The organism is Arthrobacter sp. CAU 1506 (assembly GCF_005047635.1).
Lineage (GTDB): Bacteria > Actinomycetota > Actinomycetes > Actinomycetales > Micrococcaceae > Crystallibacter.
This window is the reverse complement of record NZ_SUKC01000010.1, coordinates 35542-59715: the sequence shown is the minus strand read 5'-3', so window position 1 is coordinate 59715 and position 24174 is coordinate 35542. Positions and strand designations below refer to the sequence as shown.

Here is a 24174-nt window from a genome sequence, read left to right as displayed (position 1 = left end):
TATGGCCTCCCGCGCTCCCCACTAGGGCTGCCTGTCACTCCCCGTCAGTGCTGCCCCGCCCTCCCCGTGGGGCCACTCCCGCTCCTCGTTGGGGCTGGCCGCCCTTCCCGTCAAGGTCGCCCGTTCTCTCCCGACCTTCCGACGCCGGTAGCCGCCGCCGGGGGTGCACAGCCGACGCGTTGGCCCTTAGGCTGGGTGCCACTGGCCCGGAGGTCGGGCCGGAAGGACAACCAGAGGAGACTCTCATCGTGGCCGACCTGCTTGCTCCGCTCGTGACCCTGCGCCATGGGGCCAAAATGCCGTTGCTTGGGCTGGGAACCTGGCCGCTGGACAATACCGACGTTGCCCGGACGGTCGAAGCCGCCCTCGGGCTGGGCTACCGGCTGATCGACACGGCGGAGAACTACCAGAACGAAGAGGGCGTGGGCGAGGGGTTGCGGCGCAGCGGACTAGACCGTTCCGACGTCTTCATCACCACCAAGTTCAACAAGGAGTGGCACAGCGTCGACGGCGCGCGGGCGGCCTTCGAGGCCAGCGCCCGGCGACTGGGCGTTGACTATGTGGATTTGCTGCTGATCCACTGGCCGAACCCAGGGCAGGACCGCTACGTGGAGGCATTCCAGGGCCTGGCCCGGCTGCTGGGGGACGGGAGCGTCCGGGCCATCGGCACATCCAACTTCAAGCCTGCGCACTTACAGCGCCTGTTCGACGCCGGGCTGGTGCCCGAGGTCAACCAGATCCAACTGGACCCGCGGCACACCCGCAGTGATCTGGTGGAGATCCACCGCGAACACGGCATCGTGACCGAGTCGTGGAGTCCGCTGGGCAAAGGCGGGGACTTGCTCCGCGAACCGGCCGTCCAGTCGCTGGCCGACAAGTACGGCAAGACTCCGGCGCAGGTGGTGCTGCGCTGGCACACCCAGTTGGGGCATATCCCGATTCCCAAGTCAGCGCACCCGGAACGGCTGGCCGAGAATTTCGCCATTTTTGACTTCATGATGGAGGGCCCTGAATTGGACCAACTGTCGGCGCTGGACCGCGGGACCAAGGACATTGCCGATGCCGACGTCTTCGGCCACTAGGCGGCCGATCCGGCGCTGCTGAACAAGCTGCTGGCCTCGCCGGCAGCCGAGCCCCCTACCGGCGGCTGACATGCGCCGCACCCCCGCGGTCCTGGCTTTCGCCATAGCTGTTGGTGCTGGCGCATTGATGCTCGGCGGATGCCATGGGCCTGCGGGGCCGCTTCCCGAGCCCGGCGACAACATGTACCGCGGAACGCCGCCCGGCTCGGGCACGGAGTTGCGGCAACCCGACCCGCTCGCCGACCCCGACTCCACCATTCAGGTGATCCTCCTCAAGGGCGGCAGCGCATTCGCCGCCGTCACGTACGGGTCGTCGTCGTGCCCCGTGGTCAGTACCGGCAGTACGGTTTTGTCACCGAACCACGTGGCCATCGAAGCCGTCGACACCTACGAAGACCCACGCTCACAAGCCTGCACTGATGACCTTGCGCCGATGACACATGTTTTCGACGTTCCTCCGGACGTCGACCGCCGGCAGCCGCTGACCATCTCAATCCTGGGGCAGGAGCGGCGCCTCTCGTTGAACAGCGCCGCTCCGGACGTTCCACAAAAGTAGGATTCCGCAAAAGAAGGATCAGGCCGGAGCGTTGGGGGGAGGCTCCGGCCTGATCCTATTGGGGGGAGGATGGCTCAGTGTCCGGCGGAATGCCGGGGGCGTCTCTTACTGCCAGGCCTGATCGGCCCATGCGGCGTCACGCAAGTAGTTGCTGCCGGTGAGGTTCCAGAGGTCGTCATCCTGACCGTGCGCACCGAGTACGCCAGACTGGTCCACATCTGAAGTTTTTTCGTTCGGGACTTCCGGCCCCCTGGATTCGGGTCCGATCGACGTAAAACCGAACGGGGTCATTTTGTCCTCTTTTCCAACAGGGAGGATTCGACTTCGGGCGACCATGCTCTGGCATAGACACCGAGTGCGGCTTCCTCCCAGGTAGTAAATCCCAGCCGGTTCATCAACAGGTGGGCCTGGCAGAACGTCAGTTGCTGGGCGCTGCGGCTCACACGGGCGCGATCTGCCCGGTAGAGGTAGGAGTCAAGCGTCCTGATCCAGCGGCGGCGCCAGTTCTGTACGCTGCTCTCGTCCGCGGTGGCTGCCATCAACCGGTGCATCGGCGCCGTGCGGGCGACCAGCCCTGCAGTGAGGCTGTGCCGCGCCTTCGGCGCCGAACGACCCAACTCGGCTGTGGATACCCTCAAGTGGTTGTCCCAGCAGTACTCCCAGGACAACCGGCTGCGGTCGGGCCACTGCGGCGCCTTCGGCCCGTACATCATGGCCCAGGCCGCATCGCACAGGAGCAACGAGGCCAACGCGGAACGGCCTTGCGACTTACTGAAGCGCTGGGTGGCCCACATGGCCAGCTCGGAGGAAAGTTCGAACACCTCTTCCGCCAGTTCCAACCCGTCCGGTCCGCCGAAGCGGTCCAGGTCAGCTTCCGGTACGGGGACAACGGCGTCGCCGGGGGAAGTCTGGATGGAGTCCTCGCTGCCCGAGGGCAGGACGAAGTTCTCCTGGGTTGTCACGTCGGGAAGGATGTCCAGGACCCGGTCCCGGGCCGCCAGCTCAAACCTTTGGAGGCTATCGAGGATTGGACGGCGGCCCAGGAACCGGACCTTGAGGTGAGGCCCCATCTGGTCGGCGCTGTGGCTGAAGTACCAGCGGCCCACGCCTTCGCGGCGAGCGTGGGCGACCAGCGGTGTAACCAGTTCTCCTATGACGGCGTCGACTACGTCCTGCCTACCCGTGTAAATAGACAGAACCCACCAGTACGGTTTGACGTTCACCGAACTTGTCGGGCGGATGGCTGTCAGCTGGCTCATGCGCTTCTCCTGGTTCGATGTTCCGGTGGTCTTGGGGAGGGATAGTCGGCGTCATCCTGGTTACGGAATCAGCACAGTGCCGATGAGATGGGGCGGCTTTTACCAGTCCCAGATAAGGGCTGAAGTCGAAACGTTGACTGACTTTACGGACTGCGGAACCGGACCTAGATCGGCGGCTACTGCCGGGGTGGCCGCGGAGACCGCCCCCAATGCAACCAGCAGCCCTGCCGCGATGCTTGCGATCTTCTTGAACATGTCATTCCCTTCACATGGCTTCGGTTCGTACGGTGGCTTATCCAGCCCAACTGCTCGGCCCGACAACTCCAAGAGTTCCGTGCTACTGCTCTGCCTGTCCAGCCAATCCACTTGCAACATCCGGACATGCCCTGATCGTGCCTTGGGGCTTGCACTGACAGGTTCCGGACACGGTGATGAGTGGGCCGTTCTCCTTGTGATTCCGGGGAAATCAGGTGGTTAGACGGTTGGCCAGACAAACACCGGGAACGGGTGGCATAATGTGGCCATGGCAGCAAGTAGCAGCCTTCCGGCAGCGCAAGATCGGCCGAAGAAGTGCCTTAGACTAGCCAAAGAGCGGCCAAGCGGCGGCTGAAATAGCAAGCCCTGCGTGATACATAAATGGATCCACCGGAGGAGCGCCCCATGCTGAGCGGGACGGCATTCGAGGTCTATGAATTCGCTGTGGCCCATCCCGGCTGGACCAGGGAGACCGCATCCACGGCCCTTGGCTACACCATCCGCGACCTCAATATTGCCATCGGAGAGCTGGTCAGCCGGCAGCTGCTGCAGCAGCCGGCGCCGGATGTGGAGCGCTATGTTGCCATCTCCCCCGACGTTGCGCTCTCACAGTTGGTGGACTCCGACGAGCGGCTGCTCATCGACCTGCGCACCAAGATCAGCGGGCACCGGGCGGATATGGCCGCCCTGGTTCCCACGTATCTGGCGGCCCGCAAGCGCGTCTCGCTCGATACCTCCGTGGAGGTCCTCGAAGACCCCGCGGTGATCCGCAAGCTGCTGGTGGACTACGGCCGCGACGTCGCCGAGCAGGTACTCATCAGCCAGCCCGGCTCCGGCTCCTCGGCCGATGTCCACGAGGAAGGCATCCAGAAGGACCTCGAACTGCTCCAACGCGGGGTGATCCGGAAAAACATCAGCCACGCCAGCACGCTGGACCATGTACCCACACGCAAAGCGGTCGCCGCAATCTCCCCGGCCGGCGGCGAGTACCGCACACTGCCCTACGTGCCGCTGAAGATCATGATCTTCGACCGCAACCTCGCCTTGATCGGGCGCCAACTGCACCCGGAAGACCGGGGCGCCCTGGTGGTCCGCGACTTCAACCTCATCCAGGTCTTCATCAATCTGTTCCATGTGGCGTGGGAGCTGGCGGACCCCTATGTGCTCGACGGGCAAGACAGCGAAACCTCGGTCCTCAACGGCATCCAGCATGCCATCCTCAACGCCATGGCAGCCGGGTACTCCGATGAAGTGATAGCCCGCAGACTGGACATCAGTGTCCGCACCTGCCGGCGGCACATTGCCTGGATGCTGGAACAGCTCGGCGCGGACAGCCGCTTCCAAGCCGCACTGAAGGCGCGGGACGCCGGCTGGCTCTGAGTCAAAGCACCAATAGAAAACTTCTGTTTCCTGTTTGTAACACATCGCGTTATCCTGTGTGAGTGACTTCACAGGATGCTGACCTCGCCGCCCTGCCAGCCGAAACGGAAGTGGCACTGGAACGTGCGACGGCGGCGCACCGGCACCAACACCTGTTCTCGCAGCGGGCCGCAAACATCAAGCAATCGGCCGTCCGCGACGTTTTCGACATTTCGATGCGTCCCGGCCTGGTCTCGCTGGCCGGCGGCAACCCCTACCTGCAGTCCCTGCCGTTGGACAAGATCGCCGGCATGGCGCAGCGCCTGATCGCCGAGCACGGCATGGCCGCCCTCCAGTACGGCGGCGGACAGGGCACCGAAGAGCTGCGGCGCGCGATCTGCAGCGTGATGGAACACGAAGGCATCACCGGCGCCGACCCGGCGAATGTGGTGATCACGGCCGGATCCCAGTCCGCCCAAGACGTGGCGGCCAAAGTCTTCTGCAATCCGGGGGACGTGGTGCTCTGCGAGGATCCGACCTACGTGGGCGCGCTCAATACTTTCGAGGCCTACGAGGTCCAGGTGGAACCGGTTCCCATGGACGAGCACGGCCTCATCCCGTCCGAACTCCAGCGCCGCATCGAGGAGCTGCAGGGCGAGGGCCGCAGCATCAAGTTCCTGTACACGATTCCCAGTTTCAACAATCCCTCCGGCATCACGCTGGCCGCGGAGCGCCGGCAGCACGTGGTGGACATCTGCCGGGAAGCAGGCATCCTGGTGCTCGAGGACAATCCCTACGGGCTGCTCCGCTTCGACGGCCAGCCGCTGCAGCCGCTGCGTGCGGGCAACCCCGATGACGTGATTTATCTGGGTTCGTTCTCCAAGATCCTGGCGCCGGGCTTGCGGATCGGCTGGGCGCTGCTGCCCGACCACCTGCAGCGGAGTTTCTACCTGGCCAACGAAGCGGTCACCCTCTGCCCGCCCACGCTGAACCAGATGCTGATCACCACCTACCTTGCGGAGCATGACTGGCTGGGGCAAATCGGTACCTACCGGCAGCTGTATGCCGAGCGGTGCGCCGCCATGCTGTCCGCCCTGAAGGAGTTCATGCCGGAAGGGGCAAGCTGGACCGAACCCGAGGGCGGCTTCTTTGTCTGGGTGACGCTGCCGGAGGGCGTGGACACCTATCCGCTGCTCTACGACGCGATCGATGCCGGAGTGGTCTTCATTCCCGGGGCTGCGTTCAGCCCCTCGGATGAGCCATCAAACCGGCTGCGGCTGGCCTTCAGCGCCGTGCCCGAGGAGGCCATCCGCGAGGGCGTGCGCAGGCTTGCCCCGGTGCTCGAGAAAGCTATGGCCGGAGCCGGTTCTTGACGTAGCGGTAGTACACGTAGCGGCCCGCGAAATACAGCCCGATCACGATGATGATGCGCAGGATCGGATGCAGACCCGGAATCAGCCAGATCATCACGTAGCTGAGCAGGAAGACGGCAGCCATGGCCCACAGCGTGCCCTTCCAGTCGATCCTGGGCACCCCTGAGTCGTTGCGGCGCTGACCCGAGGGCCTGTTGTTACTCATGCGCCCAGTCTTTCACAGCGTGCGCAGCGTCGGGGCCGGCCGGCTCACTCGATCAGCGCGTTGATCTTGCGCAGCGGACCCCAGACGCCGTCCTCCGCGTTGGAGACCATCGCCAAGGTCAGGTCGTGGTCCGGAAAATACTCGACGATGGCGCTGGCACCGGTATTGATGCCGTCCTTGGACAGGGACCGCAGGCGTCCGGAAACGGAGCGGAATTCCAGCCCGAACCCGTACTCCAGGAGCTGGTCGCCGGTCTCGTGGTGTTTGACTTGGGGCGTGAGAAAGGCCTCCGTGGTTTCGGGCGACAGCAGCCGTCCGGTCCTGACCGCGTCCAGGAAGACCACCAGATCCCGCGCGGTGGCGTAAGCACCGCCGTCGGGGGATCCGATGGGCGGATAACTGTAGATATTCGACCGCCAGCCGGTTCCGTCAGCGGCGGGTTCCCAGCCCTCAGCCACATCCGGGACCGCCTCGCGCATGTCGAAGAACCCTGCCGTCATCCCGGCGGTGGCAAAGATCTGCTCGACGACGTAGTCCCGGTAACTGCCTCCGGTCGCCTTTTCCAGGGCCAAGCCGGTCAGGATATAGCCCACATTGCAGTAGCGGCAGCCCTGGCCCGGAGGGAAGTTCGGCGCCTTGTGGACAAACTGCGGCAGGAACTCCGCGGTCTGCGTCACCGAGTAATTGGGCCGCTCGAGCCAGAGCGCCTCGTAGGATTCCCCGGCTTCCTCGTCCGCGTCGTCGGCAATGCCCGAAGTGTGATTCAGCAGCTGCTTCAGCGTGACGTCGGCCGGAATCTGCGTGCCGGCCAAGTCCACGTGGTCGTGGATCAGTCCGTCCAGGCTCAGCGTCCCCGCGTCGACCTGCTGCAGCACGGCCACGGCAGTGAACAGCTTGGTCACCGACGCGACGTCGAACCGGGTCTTCGTGCTGACCGGCACGTTCCAGCGCCGGGTGGCCACACCGTACGCCTCATCCAGCAGGACCTTCCCGTGCTGGCGGACATGGATGGCGCCGGAGAAGTCTGCCGTGCTCTGCATGATCCCGGCGGCGACCTCGGCGTCGAAAGAAGCGGTCATGGGGCGACTGTACCGTGCGCTCAGCCGTCGACGAGGATTCCGTCCAGATCGGCGTGGACCGTGGCGCCGGGACGGAAGACCACTCCCCCGATCGCGACCGGGACGTCCGTTTCGCCGCGGCTCTGTTTGGCGCTTTTGCGCGGGTTGCTGCCGAGTGCCTTAACCCCGAGCGGTAGCTGTGCCAGGGCTGAGCGGTCCCGAACCGCTCCGTTGATGATGACGCCGGACCAGCCGTTGGCCACCGCAGCGGAAGCGATCATGTCCCCCATCAGCGCCGTCTCCAGGGATCCTCCGCCGTCGACCACCAGCACCGCGCCGTCCCCCGGCGAGTTGAGCACGGACTTCACCAGCCCGTTGTCTTGGAAACAGCTGATGGTCCGGACCGGTCCGCTGAAGGCGGCTCTGCCGCCGAAGTTGCCGAACTGGAGCGACACCGAGGCCAGCTCGTCGCCACGTTCGTCGTACAGGTCCGCCGTGGGCGTCACTGCGGGTTCGACGACGGTGCTCGCCTGGGCCTTGCCTGCTGGATTGGTCACGTGATGGTGCTCCTCCTCGCCACACGGTGATCCTAGCAACCGAGGCGCCGGCGGGCACCGGCCAGCCGCGGCGAAGACGTCTCCGCCGCGCGCCGGGGCCGGTCGACGGCGCCGGGCCGGTCAGGGCGTGGGAGCCAGCCCTGGTGTCAGTCGAGCAGCAGCGCCGGTTCTTCCATGATGGCGGCGACGTCCGCCATGAAGCGGGCAGAGAGGTCGCCGTCCACCACGCGGTGATCGAACGAGCCGCCCAGCGTGGTGATCCAGCGCGGGATGACTTCGCCGGACACCACCCACGGCTTCTGCCGGATGGTGCCGAAGGCGACGATTGCGACTTCGCCCGGGTTGATGATCGGCGTACCGATATCGATGCCGAGGGCGCCGATGTTGGTGATGGACAGGGTGCCGTGCTGCATGTCCGCCGGCTTGGTCTTGCCGGCACGGGCAGTGGTGGCCAGTTCGTTGAGCGCGACCGCGAGTTCCTTGAGCGAGAGGTCCTGCGCGTCCTTGATGTTCGGGACCAGCAGGCCGCGCGGCGTGGCGGCCGCGATGCCCAGGTTCATGAAGTGCTTGACATGGATCTCGTCGCCGGACTCCGCCTCCACCCAGCTGGCGTTGACGCTGGGGTTGCGCGCGGCTGCCCAGATGACCGCCTTGGCCAGGATGAGCAGCGGGGACACCTTGATCCCTTCGAAGTCGCGGGACTTCTTCAGCCGCTGCACAAACTCCATGGTCCGCGAGGCGTCCACGTCCACGAAGATGCTCACGTGCGGGGCGCTGAAGGCGGACTCGACCATCGCCTTGGCGGTGGCCTTGCGCACGCCCTTGACCGGAATGCGTTCGATCCGGTTGTCCAGGAGGCCCTTCCGCGGCGCCCAGAACGTGGGGGCGGCCGCTTGTTCCGCCTCGCGCTGGGCCTGGTAGCTGAGCAGGTCCTGCTTGGTCACCTCGCCGCCCTTGCCGGTGGGGGTGATGTCGGCCAGGTTGATGCCCAGATCCTTGGCGGCCTTGCGGACCGGGGGCTTGGCCAGCACCCGCGTCAGCAGCCGGGAGACCGCCGCCTGGACCGCTTCGCCCCGGTGTCCGCTGGAGACCGAACCGGGAACGGCAGCGTCGTCGTCGGTCGGAACCGGCGGCACGTGCTGTGCTTGGCCGTGCGGTTCGGGCAGATGCATGGCGGCAGGCGCGGTCGCCTTGCCGGACGGGCGCGCGAAGCCGCGCCCCGCCGTCGTTGTTCCGGCAGTTGAAGCGGCGCTGCCGCGCCGCAGCCGGCGCCTGACCGGATCGGCCTTGGGGCCGGAACCGACCAGCGGGCCGGCCTCGGGGGCGGCATTCGGTACCGGCTGCTCCGGCGCCGATGTGTCGGCGGTCGTTCCGGCGGCGGGCTGCGGTGTGGCGGGCGCGGGCTGGGATCCTTCGGGGGCGACGGCGATGATCGGCGTGCCGACCTCTACCGTCTGGCCCTCCGGCACCAGCAGGTCCGAAACCACGCCGGCGTACGGGCTGGGCAGCTCGACCAGCGACTTGGCGGTTTCGATCTCGACGATCACGTCGTTGACCGCCACCGTGTCGCCGGGCTTGACCTTCCAGGACACGATCTCGGCTTCGACCAGTCCCTCGCCGACATCGGGGAGGTTGAAAATCTGCGTGTTCGACATGGAATCTCCGATATCAGTAGGCGAGCGAACGGTCGAGGGCCTCAAGCAGGCGGTCGATGTCCGGCAGGTACTGTTCCTCCACCTTCGCCAACGGGTAGGGCATGTGGAAACCGCCGACGCGCAGCACCGGGGCTTCCATGCTCAGGAAGGCGCGTTCGGCCACCCGGGCAGCGATTTCGCCGCCGATGCCGCCGAAGGTCGGCGCCTCGTGCGTGACGATCAGCCGGCCAGTCTTCTCGACCGAGGCCGTGACGGTGTCGAAGTCGATCGGCGAGATGGAGCGCAGGTCGATCACCTCCACACTGTTGCCGTCCTCTTGCGCCGCTTCCGCCGCGGCCAGCGCGACCGGGACCAGCGGGCCGTAGGCCACGATGGTGACGTCGGTGCCCTCGCGGACCACCTGTGCGCTGAAGGCGTCACGCCCGGCCGACTCTGTGTCCACCTCGCCCTTGAGCCAGTAGCGGCGCTTGGGCTCAAAGATGATCACCGGGTCCTGGCAAGCCACGGCCTGCTGGGTCATCCAGTAGGCGTCGTGCGGGTTGGACGGGGTGATGATGCGCAGCCCTGCGGTGTGCGCGAAGAGCGCTTCCGGGGATTCCGAATGGTGCTCGATGGATCCGATTCCGCCGCCGTAGGGAATACGGATGACCACGGGCGCGGAGAGCATGCCGGAACTGCGGCTGCGGATCTTGGCCAGCTGGGTGGTGATCTGGTTGAACGCCGGGAAGACGAACCCGTCGAACTGGATCTCGCAAATGGGCCGGTAGCCGCGGAAGCTCAATCCGATCGCGGTGCCCAGGATGCCCGATTCGGCCAGCGGGGTGTCAACCACCCGGTCAGCACCGAATTCGGCCTGCAGCCCTTCGGTGACGCGGTAGACACCCCCGAGCTTGCCGATGTCCTCGCCCATGATCAGCGTCTTCGGGTCGTCGGCCAGGACGGCGCGGAGACCGCTGGTGATCGCCTTGGCTATGGTCATGGTGGCCATCAGCGTGCCTCCCCTTCAGCCTGTCCGGCGGTTTCCTCGGCAAAGCCGGCCTGGTACTGCCGGTGCCATTCCAGCTCCTCGCGGATCAGCGGGTGCGGCTCTGCGTACACATTGGCGAAGTGGTCCTCAAAGTCCGGGGCCTCCATCGCCAGCACGTCGGCGCGCGTACTCGCCGCGAGCTTGTCCGCCTCTGCGGCGATTTGGTCGAAGAAGTCCTGCCCGGCGGTGTTGGTGCTGCGCAGGTATCGTTCCAACCGCAGCAGCGGATCGCGCTCGCGCCACTTCTCTTCCTCCGCAAGCTCGCGGTATTTGGTGGGATCGTCCGCGGTGGTGTGGGCGCTCATCCGGTACGTGAACGCCTCGATCAGCACCGGCCCCTTGCCCGAACGCGCACGCTCCAGCGCCCAGCGGGTGACCGCGTGGACTGCCACCACATCATTGCCGTCCACCCGGACGCCCGGGAAACCGTAGCCGCTGGCCCGGTTGGACAGCGGTATCCGGGACTGGACTTCGGTGGGGACGGAGATGGCCCAGTGGTTGTTCTGGCAGAAGAACACCACCGGGGACTGGTTGGAGGCGGCAAACACCATCGACTCGTGGACATCGCCTTCGGAGCTGGCGCCGTCGCCGAAGTAGGCGACCGTCACGGCGTCGTCGCCGTCGCGCTGGACACCCATGGCATAGCCGACCGCGTGCAGTGATTGGGCGGCGAGCACCAGCGTGTAGAGGTGGAAGTTGCTTTCCCGCGGGTCCCAGCCGCCGTTGCTGACGCCGCGGAACAACCGCAGCACCTTGGACAGCTCCAGCCCGCGAGTGAGCGCTACGCCGTGTTCCCGGTAGGTCGGGAACACGTAGTCCTGGGCCTGTAGTGCGGTGCCCGAACCGATCTGAGCCGCTTCCTGGCCGAGCAGGGGCGGCCACAGGAGCAGCTGGCCCTGCCGCTGCAGCGCGGTCGCCTCCTGGTCGAAGCGGCGGACCAGAGCCATGTCCCGGTACATGGCACGCAGCGCCTCGCCGTCAAGGTGCGCTGCGTAGTGGCCGTACTTGGTGTCCTCGCGGAGGCTGCCGTCGGGCGCCATCAACTGGACCAGCGGCGGCGCGTCAGCGGGGTCGCTGGTCACCAAGGACTGCTCGAGTTCTTCGATATCGAATTCCGAGGCGGGCAAGTGCTCAGCGCCCATGTGAACTCCTCGCCGATCCGCCGGCTGCCGGCAGATCTTCGCTGTTCATATATGCCGGGCCGGGAATGCATTCCTGACCCGGCATATATCGGTCGTTTGTCTCGTCCTAGCCTAACGGCAGCCGCGGCGGGGACCCGTGTTATTACCGTCAGGAAACGCCGGGACCGTTTGTATAGTTCTCACAGAGCGCCAGGAAACGGCTGTTGGCCTCGACTTCGCCAATACTGACCCGGACCCCGTCGCCGGCGAACGCCCTGACGGACAGCGCCTGCCGCCCGGCGAGTTCGGCAAACTCCTGTGCCCGGTCGCCCAGCGGCAGCCAGACGAAGTTGCCCTGGGTCTGCGGAATCTTCCACCCCAGCATGGCGAGTCCGGCGACCACACGGTCACGTTCGTCGACCAGGCTTTGTACCCTTTCTACAACTTCGTCGTAGTGTTGCAGCGACGTAATGGCCGCATGCTCGGCCAGGCTGGAGACCGCAAACGGCGTTGCCGCTACGCGCAGGTGCTGAGTGATCTGCGGCTGCGAGATGGAATAGCCCACCCGCAGGCCGGCCAGGCCGTGCGCCTTGGAGAAGGTGCGGAGCACCACCACATTCGGGTACTTCCGGTACATCGTGACGCCGTCGACCACCTCCGGGTCCCGGACGAACTCGGTGTAGGCCTCGTCGATGACCACGATGATGTCGTCCCGCACGGCGCGGACGAAGTTCTCCACGTCGGTTGCCTTCAGGGCCGGGCCCGTCGGGTTGTTCGGGGTGCAGAGCAAGATGACCTTGGTCCGCTCGGTCACGGCGTCCAGCATTGCTTCGAGGTCGTGGGTCCCGTCGGACCGGTTGGGGATCTGGACGCTGCGGGCGCCGGAGAGCCCCACCATGATCGGGTAGGCCTCAAACGACCGCCAGGGGTAGACGACTTCGTCTTCGCTGCCGTCCTCGTGCTGACCGGCAAACGTCTGCAGGATCTGCACCAGGGCACCCAGGCTTCCTGCGCCGGTGACGATGTCGTCGGCGGGGACGTCCAGGAAGCGGCTTAGTTCGTTGCGCAGCGCGGTGCACAGCGGGTCGGGGTAGCGCATGATGTCCGTCTGCGCGTTCACGGCTTCCAGCACGGCAGGCAGCGGCGGCAAAGGGTTTTCGTTGGAGGACAGTTTGTAGGACTGCAGGCCCTCGATCGCAGCCGGCGGTTTGCCGGCAGCATACTTAGGCAGCCTGTCGAGGACCGGACGCGGGTGGATCCGGGCCGACGTTCCTGCTGCCTGAACCGCAGCTTCCTTGATGGGGTTCTCAGGAGAAATCATGCCTTTAAGGATACGTGGGCTCCGGCACAGTAAGTTCAGCATGGCGACGGCGCGGGTGTGGCAGCATAAACGCATGGGAAAGTTCATTGTGCGGGTCATCATCAACGCGCTGGCACTCTGGGTGGCCAGCTGGATCCTGCCCGGCATGGATATCCATGGGTCCGCCGCGGCCGAGGCGGTCGGCAACGAAACGATCGGCACGGTGCTGGGCTACCTGCTGATCGGGCTGATCTTCGGCCTGGTCAACGCGATCATCCGCCCCATCGTTTCCTTCCTGTCGATTCCCCTGACCATCCTGACGCTGGGGCTGTTCACGATTGTGATCAATGCGCTGATGCTGGTGCTGACCGCGTGGCTGTCCAGCTTCACCCCGGTGGAGTTCGTCGTGGATTCGTTCTTCTGGACCGCCATCCTCGGCTCGCTGATCATCAGCGTGGTGTCTCTGGTAGCGGGCACGCTGACCCGCAGCCGCTAAGTCAGGGCCCCGCCTTCCGCTGCGCACCCATGCCGCTCCGCTGCTGCGGCGTGTTGCCGGCCGCCGGGGCCGTCTGCCCGCCGGTACCGGCCCTCTCCTGGGCTGTGCGGCCGGCCGCCGGGGCCTTCTGCCCGCCGGTACCGGCCCTCTCCGGGGCTGTGCGGCCGACCACCGAACCCGCCCGCGGCGCTTGTCCACCATCCGGCTGGGCGCGGCGCAGCGAGAACAGATGCTGCCGGGCCGCACCGCCGGCGAGCACTGCGCCCAGATACGCCGCCGCATCCTGCACCGACGGATCAGGACTCGCTTCAAGTTGGCGGGCACCCTGCACGTAGTTCTGCAGATCGTGGCCGGGCCCCAGCCCGATGCCGTCGCCCGCGGGAGTCGCCACATGGTCGGTCAGCGTCACGGTGACCTGTTCGCGCCGGTCCGGATTGGGACCGGCGTCCGCGCCCGGAACCCAGTCCTGCACATGCTCCAGGTGGACGCTGCGGATGTCGGGGCCGGCCGCGATGCCGGCGACCGGCGATCCGGCGGTCAGCACGAACCCCACGTTGTGCTCGGCCAGGAAAGCCGGATCGGCGGCGAGGTTCATGGCATGGATGCCGCCCTGGCTGTAGCCGGTCAACACCACTAGATCGTCCGCGCCGGCGCCCGCCTCCCGGAGTGCCCGCGACACGGCGTCCGCAACAAACGGGCTGCCGGCCGTGACCGCTTCGGCGATGCCGGACTCGTCGAACGGATTCTCTGTCGGCTGGACGGTGCCCGCTGCCTGCGTGCCGGGCAGCGCCACCACCCAGCGCTTCTGGCCGCCGGACTCCAGCTCAAGGATCTCCACGGTTCCGTCGCCGGCGTCAGCGGCAATGGCGGTCCGTTCGAGCAGCTTCGCCAGCGAAGCCGGTGCCGGTTCGACTGCTTCGGCCTCCGTGCCTACCCGCTCGATCTCGATCCGGGAACCGTGCAACAGACCGGCGCGCTGGGCCGCCGCGCCCAGCAAGACCGCGAAGTGCCGGCTCACGGACTCTTCCCACAGGCCGCCATGCCGGCGGTCCCTCAGCCGTACGCCCGCCGCCGGGCCACCCAGCATCCCGGCGAGCGCGGCCGGTGCCTGATTCAGCAGCCGCTCGCCTCCGGCCAGCGTGGGCCGGCCTTCGTTGGCGGCCATGCCGAGGGGAACCGTGAACCACCAGGACGCCGACGCGACCGCCTGCATCCCACCGGCGGCAGCCTGCTCCGCGGCCCGATAGGCCCCGTGGGCCAGCCGGACCTGTGCCGCCAATGTTCCGCAGCGCTCGGCCAGGACGGCCAAGGATCTCACGGCTTCCTGCACCGCAGCTTCGGCTGCCATTCGCTCCGGCAACAGCATCCAGCGCGGATCAGTCAGCAGCAGCTGCACGGCCAGAACCTGCCGCCACAGCCCGTTGATCGCGGCAACTGCAGCTTCGAGCCTGGTTGCGGCCGACGCCAACTCCTGCCATTCAAACGTTATGCCGCCGATGCCGCCGGCCACCCGGTAGCCGTCATAGCTGCGGTACCCGGCCCCGCCTTCCCACCACCGGGCCCCGCCGGGCAGCCATTCGGTCTCAGTCACCGGACATCCTCGATGACACGCAGGCGGACAGAGGCGTCACGGCGTTCGGCCGTGCAGGGCGGCCTCCGCTGCTTTGGCAACATCAGCCGCCGCGTCTGCAGCATCGATCGCCGCGTCCACGGCCTCCAGCGCAACGGCCGCCCACCGCAGCAATTCCGCTGACTCAGCCATCTTGGTGCGGTACTCGTAAAGCCGCTCCCGGAAAGCCTTGCCGGCCGGTGAGACCCATGCCTGCGCGGACGCCACCAGATCGGCGCGCACACCCAGCAGTTCCTGCTCGCAGGACAGGAGCCTGCCGGAAGCCGACCCCCAGCCCGGGCCTGGCGACCCGCCCCACCCGGCCTCCGCCGTCGTTGTTTGCCAAAACATCACCAGACCTCCTTCACGCCTCCACCATCGACGCTAGGCCCTGCGCCAGCCGCGGCGGCATTGGTCATCCGGCGATGTGCACGGCGGCGGGTGCAGCACCGTTGTGGAGGCGAAGTCACGCAGAAGACGGCGGCGGTGAACATGGGAGAATAAGGGCCATGGCTGAAATTCCCCGCGTCTCCTTGGCAGAAGTCTCCCCCGCTATCGCGCTCGGTCCGCTGGACGGGCGGTACCACCACGCGGTCGCGCCGCTGGTGGACTACCTCTCGGAAGCGGCCCTGAACCGCGACCGGGTCCACGTTGAGGTGGAATGGCTGATCCACCTGACCAGCCAGTCCGTGCTGCCCGGCGCGGGGCCGCTGACCGAGGACCAGCAGGCGGCGCTGCGCAAGATCGTCACCGACTTCGATGGCAATGCCGTGCGCGAGCTGGCGGAGATCGAAGCCGTCACCGTCCACGATGTGAAGGCCGTGGAGTACTTCATCGGCCGCCGGCTCGGCGGGATCGGCATCGAGGACCTCACCGCCATGGTGCACTTCGGCTGCACCTCCGAGGACATCAACAACCTCTCCTACGCGGTGGGCGTCAAGGGAGCCGTGGAGCAGGTTTGGCTGCCTGCGGCCCGTGCCTTGGTGGAGCAGTTCTCCTCGATGTCCCGGGAACACCGCGACGTGCCGATGCTCTCCCGCACCCACGGCCAGCCCGCCACCCCGACCACCCTGGGCAAGGAGCTGGCGGTCATCGCGCACCGGCTCAACCGCCAGCTGGACCGGATCGCCAAGACCGAGTATCTGGGGAAGATCAACGGCGCCACCGGAACCTACGCGGCGCACTACGCGTCGGTGCCGTCGGCCGACTGGCAGGCCGTCTCCCGGTCCTTCGTGGAGGGCCTTGGGCTGACCTGGAACCCGCTCACCACGCAGATCGAATCGCACGACTGGCAGGCCGAGCTGTACGCGGACATGGCCCGCTTCAACCGCATCCTGCACAACGCCTGCACCGACATCTGGAGCTACATTTCCATCGGCTACTTCGCGCAGATCCCTGTAGAAGGCGCGACCGGCTCCTCCACCATGCCGCACAAGGTGAACCCGATCCGCTTCGAAAATGCCGAAGCCAACCTGGAAATCTCCAACGGCCTGCTGGACACGCTGGCTGCCACCTTGGTTACTTCACGCTGGCAGCGCGACCTGACGGACTCCTCGTCGCAGCGCAACATCGGCGTGGCCTTCGGGCATTCGCTGCTGGCCATCTCCAATGTGGCCAAGGGCCTGGACCGGCTGAGCGTGCCGGCGGATGTGCTGGCCGCCGACCTGGACCAGAACTGGGAGGTGCTCGGCGAGGCCATCCAGATGGTGATGCGCGCCGAGGCCATCGCGGGCGTGGAAGGCATGGAGAACCCGTACGAGCGGCTCAAGGAACTCACCCGCGGCCACCGCGTGGATGCCGAGCGGATGCAGGAGTTTGTCTCCGGCCTGGGGCTCTCGGCTGAGGCCGAAGCCCGGTTGCTGGCCCTGACGCCGGGCAACTATAACGGCATCGCCGGCAAGCTGGTGGACCACCTCGGGTAGTCCTCCACAGGTTCTGCCGACGACGGCGGCCGCGCACCTTCCGTGGGGAAGGCGCCCGGCCGCCGTCGTACTTTTTGGTCAGGCGTTTTGGCTGCTGGCGGTGACGCGCCTCACCAAATTCGTCGTTTGGCCACGTGGGGGTCTACAGTCGTTAATACGCCGCGGGGTGGAGCAGTTCGGTAGCTCGCCGGGCTCATAACCCGGAGGTCGTAGGTTCAAATCCTACCCCCGCAACGAATGAAGGCTCTCTGACTAGGGATTATCCCGGTCAGAGGGCCTTTCTTTTTGGGTGGATACTGTCCGGCTCCGTGCCAGACTCCGGTTTACGTTTGAGTAGCCCACCAAGGCCCTGTCGCCTACCGCTACCTCACGGTGTCCGCCCACGGACGGGGGCAACTCGGCCATCCGCCGCACTAAAGGCGTGTCAAAAGAGTCGGATGCCGTTGGCTCCGAGCCCTTCGATGAATTGGGTGATCTGCGGCTGAAAGCGGAAGAACTCGTAGATGCCGATCACGACTAACGGGCCGAGGAACATGAAGACGAACATGATCCAATGCCAAGGCGAGATCATAGACCCTGTCAGCTCGTCAGTAGGGGTTGCGAGGGAGGATTGGGCGCGTGAATGCCCGGCTGACCCGACGGCGGGTTGCGTAGTGGCTCCCGCCGTCGGAGTTGCTTCTTCGTTACGGCGGGAACGGTGCACTCGATAATCAAGGTTGTTCGTCATGTCTCCACCGTCGAGCCCGGCCATGAGCCCTTACTGTGGCGCTACTGTGAAACTGCTGTGAAGCGTGAGCCATCCTTTCAGCGGCTGAGCTGCCGCAGTGAAGATCGGATGCCTAGCTGCTGGACTTGAGATCATCCAAGCCGCGTACCAGCAGATTGTTGTGCAGATAGCGCCAGCCATCGACTAGGTCCTTGCTGGCGTTGTAGCCGGGGAACACAAGCTTCGCTTCCACGAGGTTGGTGATTTCGACCCCCGTGCCCACATAGGGGATGGAGTCGCTGCACCCCACGCCTTCGGCGCCCCCTTCGCTCTGGACGATCACGCACAGCCGGCCATCCTCCGGATCGGCGGGCACCAGGGAGTAGAACTTGTAGCCGCCCTCTTCGGCCAACAGATGCTTCTTGTTAGATTGGGCGGGCTGATTCTCGAAATCCCCGGCGGCCGCTGCCTCAGTCGAAACAGCGTCAGTTGAACCCGCTGACCCTTGAGGTGCGGGTGGCGCCGGCTTTGCTCCGCTGGTGCAGCCGGCCATCGCCAGCAGAACAGCAGTAGCGGCCATCAATTTGGTCGGCGTGCGCATGATGCCTTGCCCCCCTCGTGTAGCAACGTTTGTCTCAGGCTAAACGCTTGCCGGTAGGTGCGGAAGGTTCATGCGCCTAGAAGCAGGCCTGGCCGACCGCCCACGCTGTGTAGGCTGACGGTTCCTTGCTTGACGAGAAGATCCCCATTGCGGCGAGATCTGCCCGTCTTTGCTCGGGCGTTTCTATCCGTACCTGATGGGATTTCAAATGCGTCGATTCTGGTGGCTTCGAGTCCATCCCAGTTGCTCGCATCGACTTCTTCCCTCAGGCATGGCGGTGGCACGGATGAGCATTGTCGGTCAACGAGATCACAGCCTTTGTAACCCCAGGCCACCTAACGCGCTGCCAGGCCGATAACTCGGCTTGGAGCGGAGGAAATGCCCTTCGTTATCGGAATGTTATGATTGAGCAGATCCGAACCTGGGGCCTTAGGTTCAAATCCTGCCCCGCAACTCCACACAAGTATTCCGGCCGGGGTCACCGGGCCGGAATACTTTTTGTGCACGCTGCCTGCAGCGAACCGCCAGTCGGCACCGGCCGACGGCGACGAGACGACGCGACGCCGCTCGCCCAGAGGGCAAGCCGCAGGTCGATGAACAGCCCCGAGAGCGCTGATTAAGCAGCGCCGGGTTCCCTCGCTCCGGATTGTCTGGAGCGCAAGCTTAGGTCCGAGTACCGTGCCTTTTACGGGGCGTGCGTCCGGCCCCGTGATAGAAGGAGATCGTTATGGCCCAGGCCGAAGACGCATCCACACCGGAGAGTGAGAACTCGAAGCCGCTAGTGGAACGTAGCCGCTTCGGCGCGGTGGAACGACGCAAACCCGTGGACGCCGAGGTGGAGGCCCGGCGTCCACCGATTTCCAGCACCGAGCTGAGCAAGGGACCCACCGAGCTAGCCGAGCATCGCGGTCCGCGGGTCAACTGGCGCGTGTTCGTCATTTCCTCCGCGATCGTGCTGGGGTTCTCGATCTGGGCGATGGCGGCCCCGGACAACGCGGCCGGGATCATGCAAACTGCGGTCACCTGGATCGCCACCAATCTGGGCTGGTTCTATGTTGTGACCGTCACGCTGGTCATTCTCTTCGTCCTCTGGGTGGCCTTCTCCAAAGAAGGCAGCGTCCGGCTGGGGCCCGATCATTCACGCCCCCAGTACAACCTGTTCACCTGGGTTGCCATGCTGTTTGCCGCGGGCGTGGGCATCGACATGCTTTTCTACTCGGTGACCGGCCCCATCACGCAATTCATCTCCCCGCCCACGGCCAGCCCGGAATCCGCGCAGGCCGCCCAGGACGCGGTGGTCTGGACCATGTTCCACTACGGCGTGGCCGGCTGGTCGGTGTATGCGCTGCTGGGTATGGCCATGGGCTATTTCGCCTACCGGTGGGGCATGCCGCTGTCCATCCGTGCCGCCCTCTACCCGCTGCTGGGCAAGCGGGTGCGCGGGGCAACCGGCGACGTGATCGACATTTTCGCCTTGGTCGGCACTGTCTTCGGCGTGGCCACCTCGATGGGCATCGGCGTCGTCCTGCTCAATGTCGGCTTCAGCTGGCTGTTTGGCCTCCCTGAGGGTCTGGCGCTGCAGATCGCTCTGGTGCTGGTCGCCGTCGTGATGACGGTCGCCGCCTGCACGTCCGGTGTGGACAAGGGGATCCGCTGGATCTCCGAACTCAACCTGTGGGCGGCCGGAGCGATGATGCTCTACATCCTCGTCACGGGCAAGACGTCCTTCCTGCTCAATGCGATGGTCGAGAACATCGGCCGGTTCATCTTCACCCTCCCGGAGCGGACCCTGCAGACGCTGGCCTACGAAGAGGACGGGTCGTCGTGGATGGCCGGCTGGACACTCTTCTTCTGGGCCTTCTGGCTGGCATGGGGGCCGTTCGTGGGACTCTTCCTGGCCCGGATCTCACGCGGCAGGACGCTGCGCGAGTTCGTCATCGCCGCGATCACCGCCCCGGTACTCTGCGACTTCTTCATCGTCTCGATCTTCGGCAACAGCGCCATGAGCGAAGTGCTAAGCGGGAATAAGGACTTCGCACAGCTCGCCGTCGACAGCCCCGAGCATGGCTGGTACGCATTGCTGGAGATGTTCCCGGGCGCGCCGTTCCTGATCGGGCTGGCCACGCTGTCCGGCCTGCTGTTCTATCTCACCAGCGCCAACTCCGGCGCAATGGTGATGTCCAACTTCTCCTCTTCGATCCCTGACCCGGCGATGGACGGGGCCAAGTGGCTGCGCATCTTCTGGGCCCTTGTCACGGCGGTGCTCACGGTGGCCATGCTGGTGGCCGGCGGGGTCACCACGATGGAATATGCCACCTTGATCTTCGCCCTGCCGGTCACGATCATCGCCTATCTGGTGATGGCCTCGTTCTCGAAGGTCCTTCGAATGGAGCGCGCAGAACGGGAGGGACGGGTGCGGCGCCGCCGTTCGGCTGCGGCGCACGGCGGACAGGTTCCGGAGAAGACCTGGCGGCAACGCCTGGCCCGCCTGCGCTCCTACCCGTCGAAGAAGGCTGTGGCGCAGTTCGCCGAACGTACCGTGCTGCCGGCACTGCAGGACGTGGCCAGGGAGTTCACCAGCCTGGGCTACGAGGCAGAGCTGACCACCCTGCCGAACGAGGAAACCGGGATCGACGAGCACTCGCTGGTGGTGAACATGGAGGACCACCGCAACTTCCACTATCAGGTGGCCGCTGTTGAGGCACCCGTGCCGACGTTTGGCGGCCGCAGCATGCCGCGGGAGATCGACACCTACTATCGCTTGGAAGTGTTCACCCAAACGGGGACCGAGGGCTATGACCTCATGGGCCTGACGCAGCAGCAGGTCATCAACGACGTGCTCGACCGGTACGAAGCGCACCTGGGCTTCCTTAACTACTCCAGTGAACATGACTACGCCTCGGTGCTCACGCCCCGGGTGCCGCCGACAACCGAATCGATACCGCTGGTACCCAAGAAGGCCGACGACGTCGAGAAACTCGACGAGTAGCTGGCACTGCGGCCCACCGTCTCCGATGATCGCTTCGTTGCGGGCATGGGCCGTGGGCGCGTGGGTCGGCTAGTGTCGTCTACATGGAGAATGGCGACATCACGTTCCACACCCGCAAGTGGGTGCGGCCCGAAGACCTCAACGCCAACGGCACCTTGTTCGGCGGCAGCCTGCTGCGTTGGATCGATGAAGAGGCGGCCATCTACGCCATCGTCCAGCTGGGCAACGGCATGGCGGTGACCAAGTACATGTCGGAGATCAACTTCGTCAGCTCCGCACAGCAGGGAGACCTGGTCGAGATGGGGCTGACGGCGACGCACTTCGGCCGTACGTCACTGACCATGCGGGCCGAGGTGCGCAACATGTTCACCCGCCAGTCCATCCTGACGATCGAGAAGATCGTGTTCGTGAATCTCGGCGAGGACGGCAAGCCGGCGCCACACGGCTACACCGAGATCACCTACTCCCGGGACCGGGTCCCCCGCCAGCATCTGGACGCCGTCCGCCGCGCTGCCGAATAACGGTCGCAGGATTACGTGTACCGCGGCCTCCGTTGCCACAGACAGCATGGCTGCGAAGAACCTCGCCGGACGCCGTGGCATTCCGGCATCGGCTCCATGACGAATTCACCGTCCTCGTCCACGCCGAAATAGCGGGGATGCGGCTGGTAGGCATTCAGGAAGACTTCGCACTCGCAGCAACAGCCGCCCATTCGGGAAAGCCTGCGCAGCAATGCAGTGGCCCGCGGAGCCATCATGCGTTGGTACCGCCGGGTGAAATCGTGCCGCTTACACCCGAACTCCAGCATCCGGTAGAGATAGCAGAGCAGGCATTCGCCGGGTGTCGGACTGGTCAAGTCGTCCGCGAGCCCCCGCAACTCCGCCTCTAGTTCTTCTACTTCAGATAGCGCCATCACGTCCTCCTGATCCGGGCGGCCCAACGGCCCGCCCGATCAGGATGCCGCAAGGGGCACCGGCAGCGACTCGACGGTCAGCGGCATGTGGGCCGGGCACAGCCTGGAAAGGGTTGTGGAGGTCGGGTCAGGTCTCCACGCGCGCTCGGGTCTCCACGCGCTCGCTGGCGCTCGCTTGGTCGACCACCGGGGGTGGGTGGGTCAGGTCTCCACGCGCTCGCTGGCGCTCGCTTGGTCGACCACCGGGGCCGACCGGCGGGGAGGTTACTCTGCTGCGGCGAGTTGGCCGCAGGCGCCGTCGATCTCCTTGCCGCGGGTGTCGCGCAGCGTGGTGGGGATGCCGGCGTCGTTCAGCCGGTCGACGAACTCGCGGGTGACGGCCGGGTCGGACGAGGTCCAGATGGAGCCGGGCGTCGGATTCAGCGGGATCGGGTTGACGTGCACCCAGCCGCGGCCGCGCTTGTTCAGCTTCTTGGCCAGCAGGTCGGCCCGCCAGGCGTGGTCGTTCATGTCCTTGATCAGCGCGTATTCGATGGACACGCGGCGGCCGGTCTGCTGGTAGTAGCCGTACGCGGCATCGAGGGCCTCGTCCACCTTCCAGCGCGAGTTCACCGGGATCAGCTCGTCGCGCAGCTCGTCGTCGGGTGCGTGCAGGCTGAGCGCGAAGGTGAAGGGCAGGTTCTCGCCGGCCAGCTTGTTGATCGCCGGCACCAGCCCGACGGTGGAGACGGTGATGCCGCGGGCGCTCATGCCCAGGCCCTCGGGTGCCTCGTCCACCATGCGGTGCACGGCGTTCATCGCGCGCTTGTAGTTGGCCAGCGGCTCACCCATGCCCATGAAGACAATGTTGGTGACGCGTTCGGCGTCGTGGCCCGCACCGCCGTCGTTATTCTTGCGCTTGCCGCCCAGGCCGCCCTCGGCGATCACCCGGTTGGCCTGCACAATCTGGTCCAGGATCTCCGCGGTGGACATGTTGCGGGTCAGCCCGGCCTGGCCGGTGGCGCAGAACGGGCAGTTCATGCCGCAGCCGCACTGGCTGGAAACGCACAGCGTGATCCGGCCGGGGTAGCGCATCAGCACCGACTCGACCAGCGAGCCGTCGAAGAGCCGCCAGAGGAACTTGATCGTGTCGCCGTTGTCCGTCTTCAGCCGCTTGACCTCGGTCAGCAGGGTGGGGAAGAAGGTCTCCACCAACTCGGCGCGGCGCTCCTTGGGCAGGTCGCTCATCCGCCCGGGATCGGTGGTGTAGTGCTGGAAGTAGTGCGTGGAGAGCTGCTTGGCGCGGAACGCCGGCAGCCCCAGCTCCTTCATCTTCTCCTGCCGCTCGGCCAGCGTCAGATCGGCCAGATGCACCGGCGGCTGCTTGACCCGGGGCGACTTGAACTGCAGCAGCGGCCGCCCCTCGGAAGTGACGGCTTGATCCCAGCCCTCGGCGGCGGGGCGCACCTGGGGCCGGTCGGAAGTTTTTTGGGGAGAAGAAATCTGCGAAGACATTGCCATCCATTGTCGCACAGACAGGATATAGTTCTCCCTCCGTACCGAAATCGGCCAGCGACTAACCGCGGGCGGCCTGTTTCTGTGCCTGCCGCGGCCTCCGGCGCGGAGCCCATGGTGTGCCTATTCTGGATCAATGCGTATGTGGAGCCTGCACCCCCGGATGCTCGACAGCAAGGGCCTGGTGGCGTGCTGGCGGGAGACCCTGCTGGCCCAGAAAGTGCTCGCCGGGGAGACCAAGGGCTACCGCAACCACCCGCAGCTGCAGCGTTTCCGGGCCACCGCGGACCCGATGGCAGCCATCGGCGCCTATCTCTGCGGCATCGAAGCCGAGGCGCTGGTCCGCGGCTACTCGTTCAATGCCGGCCTGATCCGGGTGAATCCGCCGCTGGCCGCGGGGTGCGTGCCCGGGATGCTGGCCCCTCCCCTGCCGGTGACCACCGGACAGCTCCGCTATGAGTTCGAGCACCTGATGGCCAAGGTGGCCGTCCGGGATCCGGCACACGCACTGGTTCTGACCGACGCAACCGAGTTGCCCCGCGTCATCTCTGATCCGGCGTACGTCCCGGATCCGCACCCCCTGTTCACCGTGGTCGACGGACCGGTAGAGGTGTGGGAGCGGCCCTAATCGGGCTGC

24 protein-coding genes and 1 tRNA gene are annotated in these 24174 nt (G+C 65.9%); 10 read left to right on the top strand and 15 right to left on the bottom strand.

The window, feature by feature from the left end; translation table 11 throughout:
• Positions 1-248 precede the first annotated feature (248 nt).
• Both E4J89_RS12420 and E4J89_RS12415 read left to right on the top strand, forming a co-directional pair.
• On the top strand, positions 249-1082 hold the full coding sequence (locus tag E4J89_RS12420; protein WP_346763382.1) for an aldo/keto reductase: 834 nt from the start codon (positions 249-251) through the stop codon (positions 1080-1082).
• Positions 1083-1152: 70 nt separating this feature from the next.
• A complete protein-coding gene (locus tag E4J89_RS12415; RefSeq protein ID WP_136786466.1) occupies positions 1153-1638 on the top strand; it encodes a hypothetical protein in 486 nt (161 codons plus the stop codon).
• A gap of 287 nt (positions 1639-1925) precedes the next feature.
• Here the strand turns inward: E4J89_RS12415 and E4J89_RS12410 are convergent, their stop codons facing one another.
• Both E4J89_RS12410 and E4J89_RS19415 read right to left on the bottom strand, forming a co-directional pair.
• Positions 1926-2897, bottom strand: a complete 972-nt coding sequence (locus E4J89_RS12410; RefSeq protein WP_136786465.1) for a lantibiotic dehydratase C-terminal domain-containing protein — start codon at positions 2895-2897, stop codon at positions 1926-1928.
• A 99-nt stretch (positions 2898-2996) separates the two neighbouring features.
• Positions 2997-3152, bottom strand: coding sequence for a hypothetical protein (locus E4J89_RS19415; protein WP_169303998.1), 156 nt, complete (start codon positions 3150-3152; stop codon positions 2997-2999).
• Between the two features lie 405 nt (positions 3153-3557).
• Here E4J89_RS19415 and E4J89_RS12405 point away from each other — a divergent pair, with 405 nt between their 5' ends.
• The gene (locus tag E4J89_RS12405; RefSeq protein ID WP_136786464.1) at positions 3558-4532 is read left to right on the top strand and encodes a helix-turn-helix transcriptional regulator; all 975 of its coding nucleotides are present in this window, start codon (positions 3558-3560) and stop codon (positions 4530-4532) included.
• Between the two features lie 62 nt (positions 4533-4594).
• Entirely contained in the window at positions 4595-5884 is a 1290-nt protein-coding gene (locus tag E4J89_RS12400) for a PLP-dependent aminotransferase family protein (RefSeq protein ID WP_136786463.1), read from the top strand.
• Here the strand turns inward: E4J89_RS12400 and E4J89_RS12395 are convergent.
• The 7 genes from E4J89_RS12395 to E4J89_RS12365 form a co-directional block, all read right to left on the bottom strand.
• Positions 5862-6089: a hypothetical protein gene (locus E4J89_RS12395; RefSeq protein ID WP_136786462.1), complete on the bottom strand. Its 228-nt coding sequence runs from the start codon at positions 6087-6089 to the stop codon at positions 5862-5864. The genes E4J89_RS12400 and E4J89_RS12395 overlap by 23 nt on opposite strands.
• A 44-nt stretch (positions 6090-6133) precedes the next feature.
• The gene (locus tag E4J89_RS12390; protein WP_205754492.1) at positions 6134-7168 is read right to left on the bottom strand and encodes a serine hydrolase domain-containing protein; all 1035 of its coding nucleotides are present in this window, start codon (positions 7166-7168) and stop codon (positions 6134-6136) included.
• 20 nt (positions 7169-7188) lie between these two features.
• Positions 7189-7704 (bottom strand): ribonuclease E activity regulator RraA, encoded by a 516-nt coding sequence (rraA, locus tag E4J89_RS12385; protein WP_240691870.1) that lies wholly within the window; start codon positions 7702-7704, stop codon positions 7189-7191.
• Positions 7705-7850: 146 nt separating this feature from the next.
• Positions 7851-9359 carry a dihydrolipoamide acetyltransferase family protein gene (locus tag E4J89_RS12380; RefSeq protein WP_136786461.1) on the bottom strand — a complete coding sequence of 503 codons (1509 nt, stop codon included), beginning with the start codon at positions 9357-9359 and terminating at the stop codon, positions 7851-7853.
• A gap of 13 nt (positions 9360-9372) precedes the next feature.
• Positions 9373-10347, bottom strand: a complete 975-nt coding sequence (locus E4J89_RS12375) for an alpha-ketoacid dehydrogenase subunit beta (protein ID WP_136786460.1) — start codon at positions 10345-10347, stop codon at positions 9373-9375.
• On the bottom strand, positions 10347-11528 hold the full coding sequence (pdhA, locus tag E4J89_RS12370) for a pyruvate dehydrogenase (acetyl-transferring) E1 component subunit alpha (protein ID WP_136786459.1): 1182 nt from the start codon (positions 11526-11528) through the stop codon (positions 10347-10349). Before pdhA ends, E4J89_RS12375 begins: the two co-directional genes overlap by 1 nt.
• A 148-nt stretch (positions 11529-11676) precedes the next feature.
• Positions 11677-12828 (bottom strand): histidinol-phosphate transaminase, encoded by a 1152-nt coding sequence (locus E4J89_RS12365; RefSeq protein WP_136786458.1) that lies wholly within the window; start codon positions 12826-12828, stop codon positions 11677-11679.
• A gap of 73 nt (positions 12829-12901) precedes the next feature.
• Here E4J89_RS12365 and E4J89_RS12360 point away from each other — a divergent pair, with 73 nt between their 5' ends.
• Positions 12902-13303: a phage holin family protein gene (locus E4J89_RS12360; protein ID WP_136786457.1), complete on the top strand. Its 402-nt coding sequence runs from the start codon at positions 12902-12904 to the stop codon at positions 13301-13303.
• Position 13304: 1 nt separating this feature from the next.
• On the opposite strand, the gene E4J89_RS12355 is transcribed toward E4J89_RS12360, so the two are convergent.
• Positions 13305-14894: a hypothetical protein gene (locus tag E4J89_RS12355; RefSeq protein WP_136786456.1), complete on the bottom strand. Its 1590-nt coding sequence runs from the start codon at positions 14892-14894 to the stop codon at positions 13305-13307.
• 36 nt (positions 14895-14930) lie between these two features.
• Positions 14931-15266: a hypothetical protein gene (locus tag E4J89_RS12350; protein WP_136786455.1), complete on the bottom strand. Its 336-nt coding sequence runs from the start codon at positions 15264-15266 to the stop codon at positions 14931-14933.
• Between the two features lie 155 nt (positions 15267-15421).
• On the opposite strand from E4J89_RS12350, the gene purB reads away from it, so the two are divergent.
• Together purB and E4J89_RS12340 are read left to right on the top strand one after the other, a co-directional pair.
• A complete protein-coding gene (gene purB / locus E4J89_RS12345) occupies positions 15422-16834 on the top strand; it encodes an adenylosuccinate lyase (protein ID WP_136786454.1) in 1413 nt (470 codons plus the stop codon).
• Between the two features lie 160 nt (positions 16835-16994).
• Positions 16995-17068 (top strand) — tRNA-Met (locus E4J89_RS12340).
• A 190-nt stretch (positions 17069-17258) separates the two neighbouring features.
• Here the strand turns inward: E4J89_RS12340 and E4J89_RS19895 are convergent.
• A complete protein-coding gene (locus tag E4J89_RS19895; RefSeq protein ID WP_276606344.1) occupies positions 17259-17381 on the bottom strand; it encodes a hypothetical protein in 123 nt (40 codons plus the stop codon).
• 292 nt (positions 17382-17673) lie between these two features.
• Complete coding sequence (locus E4J89_RS12335; protein WP_136786453.1) at positions 17674-18141, bottom strand: hypothetical protein; 468 nt, start codon at positions 18139-18141, stop codon at positions 17674-17676.
• Positions 18142-18868: 727 nt separating this feature from the next.
• Between E4J89_RS12335 and betT the strand changes: the two genes are divergently transcribed.
• Together betT and E4J89_RS12325 are read left to right on the top strand one after the other, a co-directional pair.
• Complete coding sequence (gene betT, locus E4J89_RS12330; RefSeq protein ID WP_136786452.1) at positions 18869-21130, top strand: choline BCCT transporter BetT; 2262 nt, start codon at positions 18869-18871, stop codon at positions 21128-21130.
• 83 nt (positions 21131-21213) lie between these two features.
• Positions 21214-21651, top strand: a complete 438-nt coding sequence (locus tag E4J89_RS12325; protein ID WP_136786451.1) for a hotdog domain-containing protein — start codon at positions 21214-21216, stop codon at positions 21649-21651.
• 11 nt (positions 21652-21662) lie between these two features.
• On the opposite strand, the gene E4J89_RS12320 is transcribed toward E4J89_RS12325, so the two are convergent.
• Both E4J89_RS12320 and rlmN read right to left on the bottom strand, forming a co-directional pair.
• Entirely contained in the window at positions 21663-22043 is a 381-nt protein-coding gene (locus E4J89_RS12320) for a DUF2695 domain-containing protein (RefSeq protein WP_136786450.1), read from the bottom strand.
• Positions 22044-22307: 264 nt separating this feature from the next.
• On the bottom strand, positions 22308-23537 hold the full coding sequence (gene rlmN / locus E4J89_RS12315) for a 23S rRNA (adenine(2503)-C(2))-methyltransferase RlmN (protein WP_136786449.1): 1230 nt from the start codon (positions 23535-23537) through the stop codon (positions 22308-22310).
• Positions 23538-23673: 136 nt separating this feature from the next.
• Here rlmN and E4J89_RS12310 point away from each other — a divergent pair, with 136 nt between their 5' ends.
• Entirely contained in the window at positions 23674-24165 is a 492-nt protein-coding gene (locus tag E4J89_RS12310; RefSeq protein ID WP_136786448.1) for a pyrimidine dimer DNA glycosylase/endonuclease V, read from the top strand.
• The last annotated feature ends 9 nt before the right edge of the window (positions 24166-24174 follow it).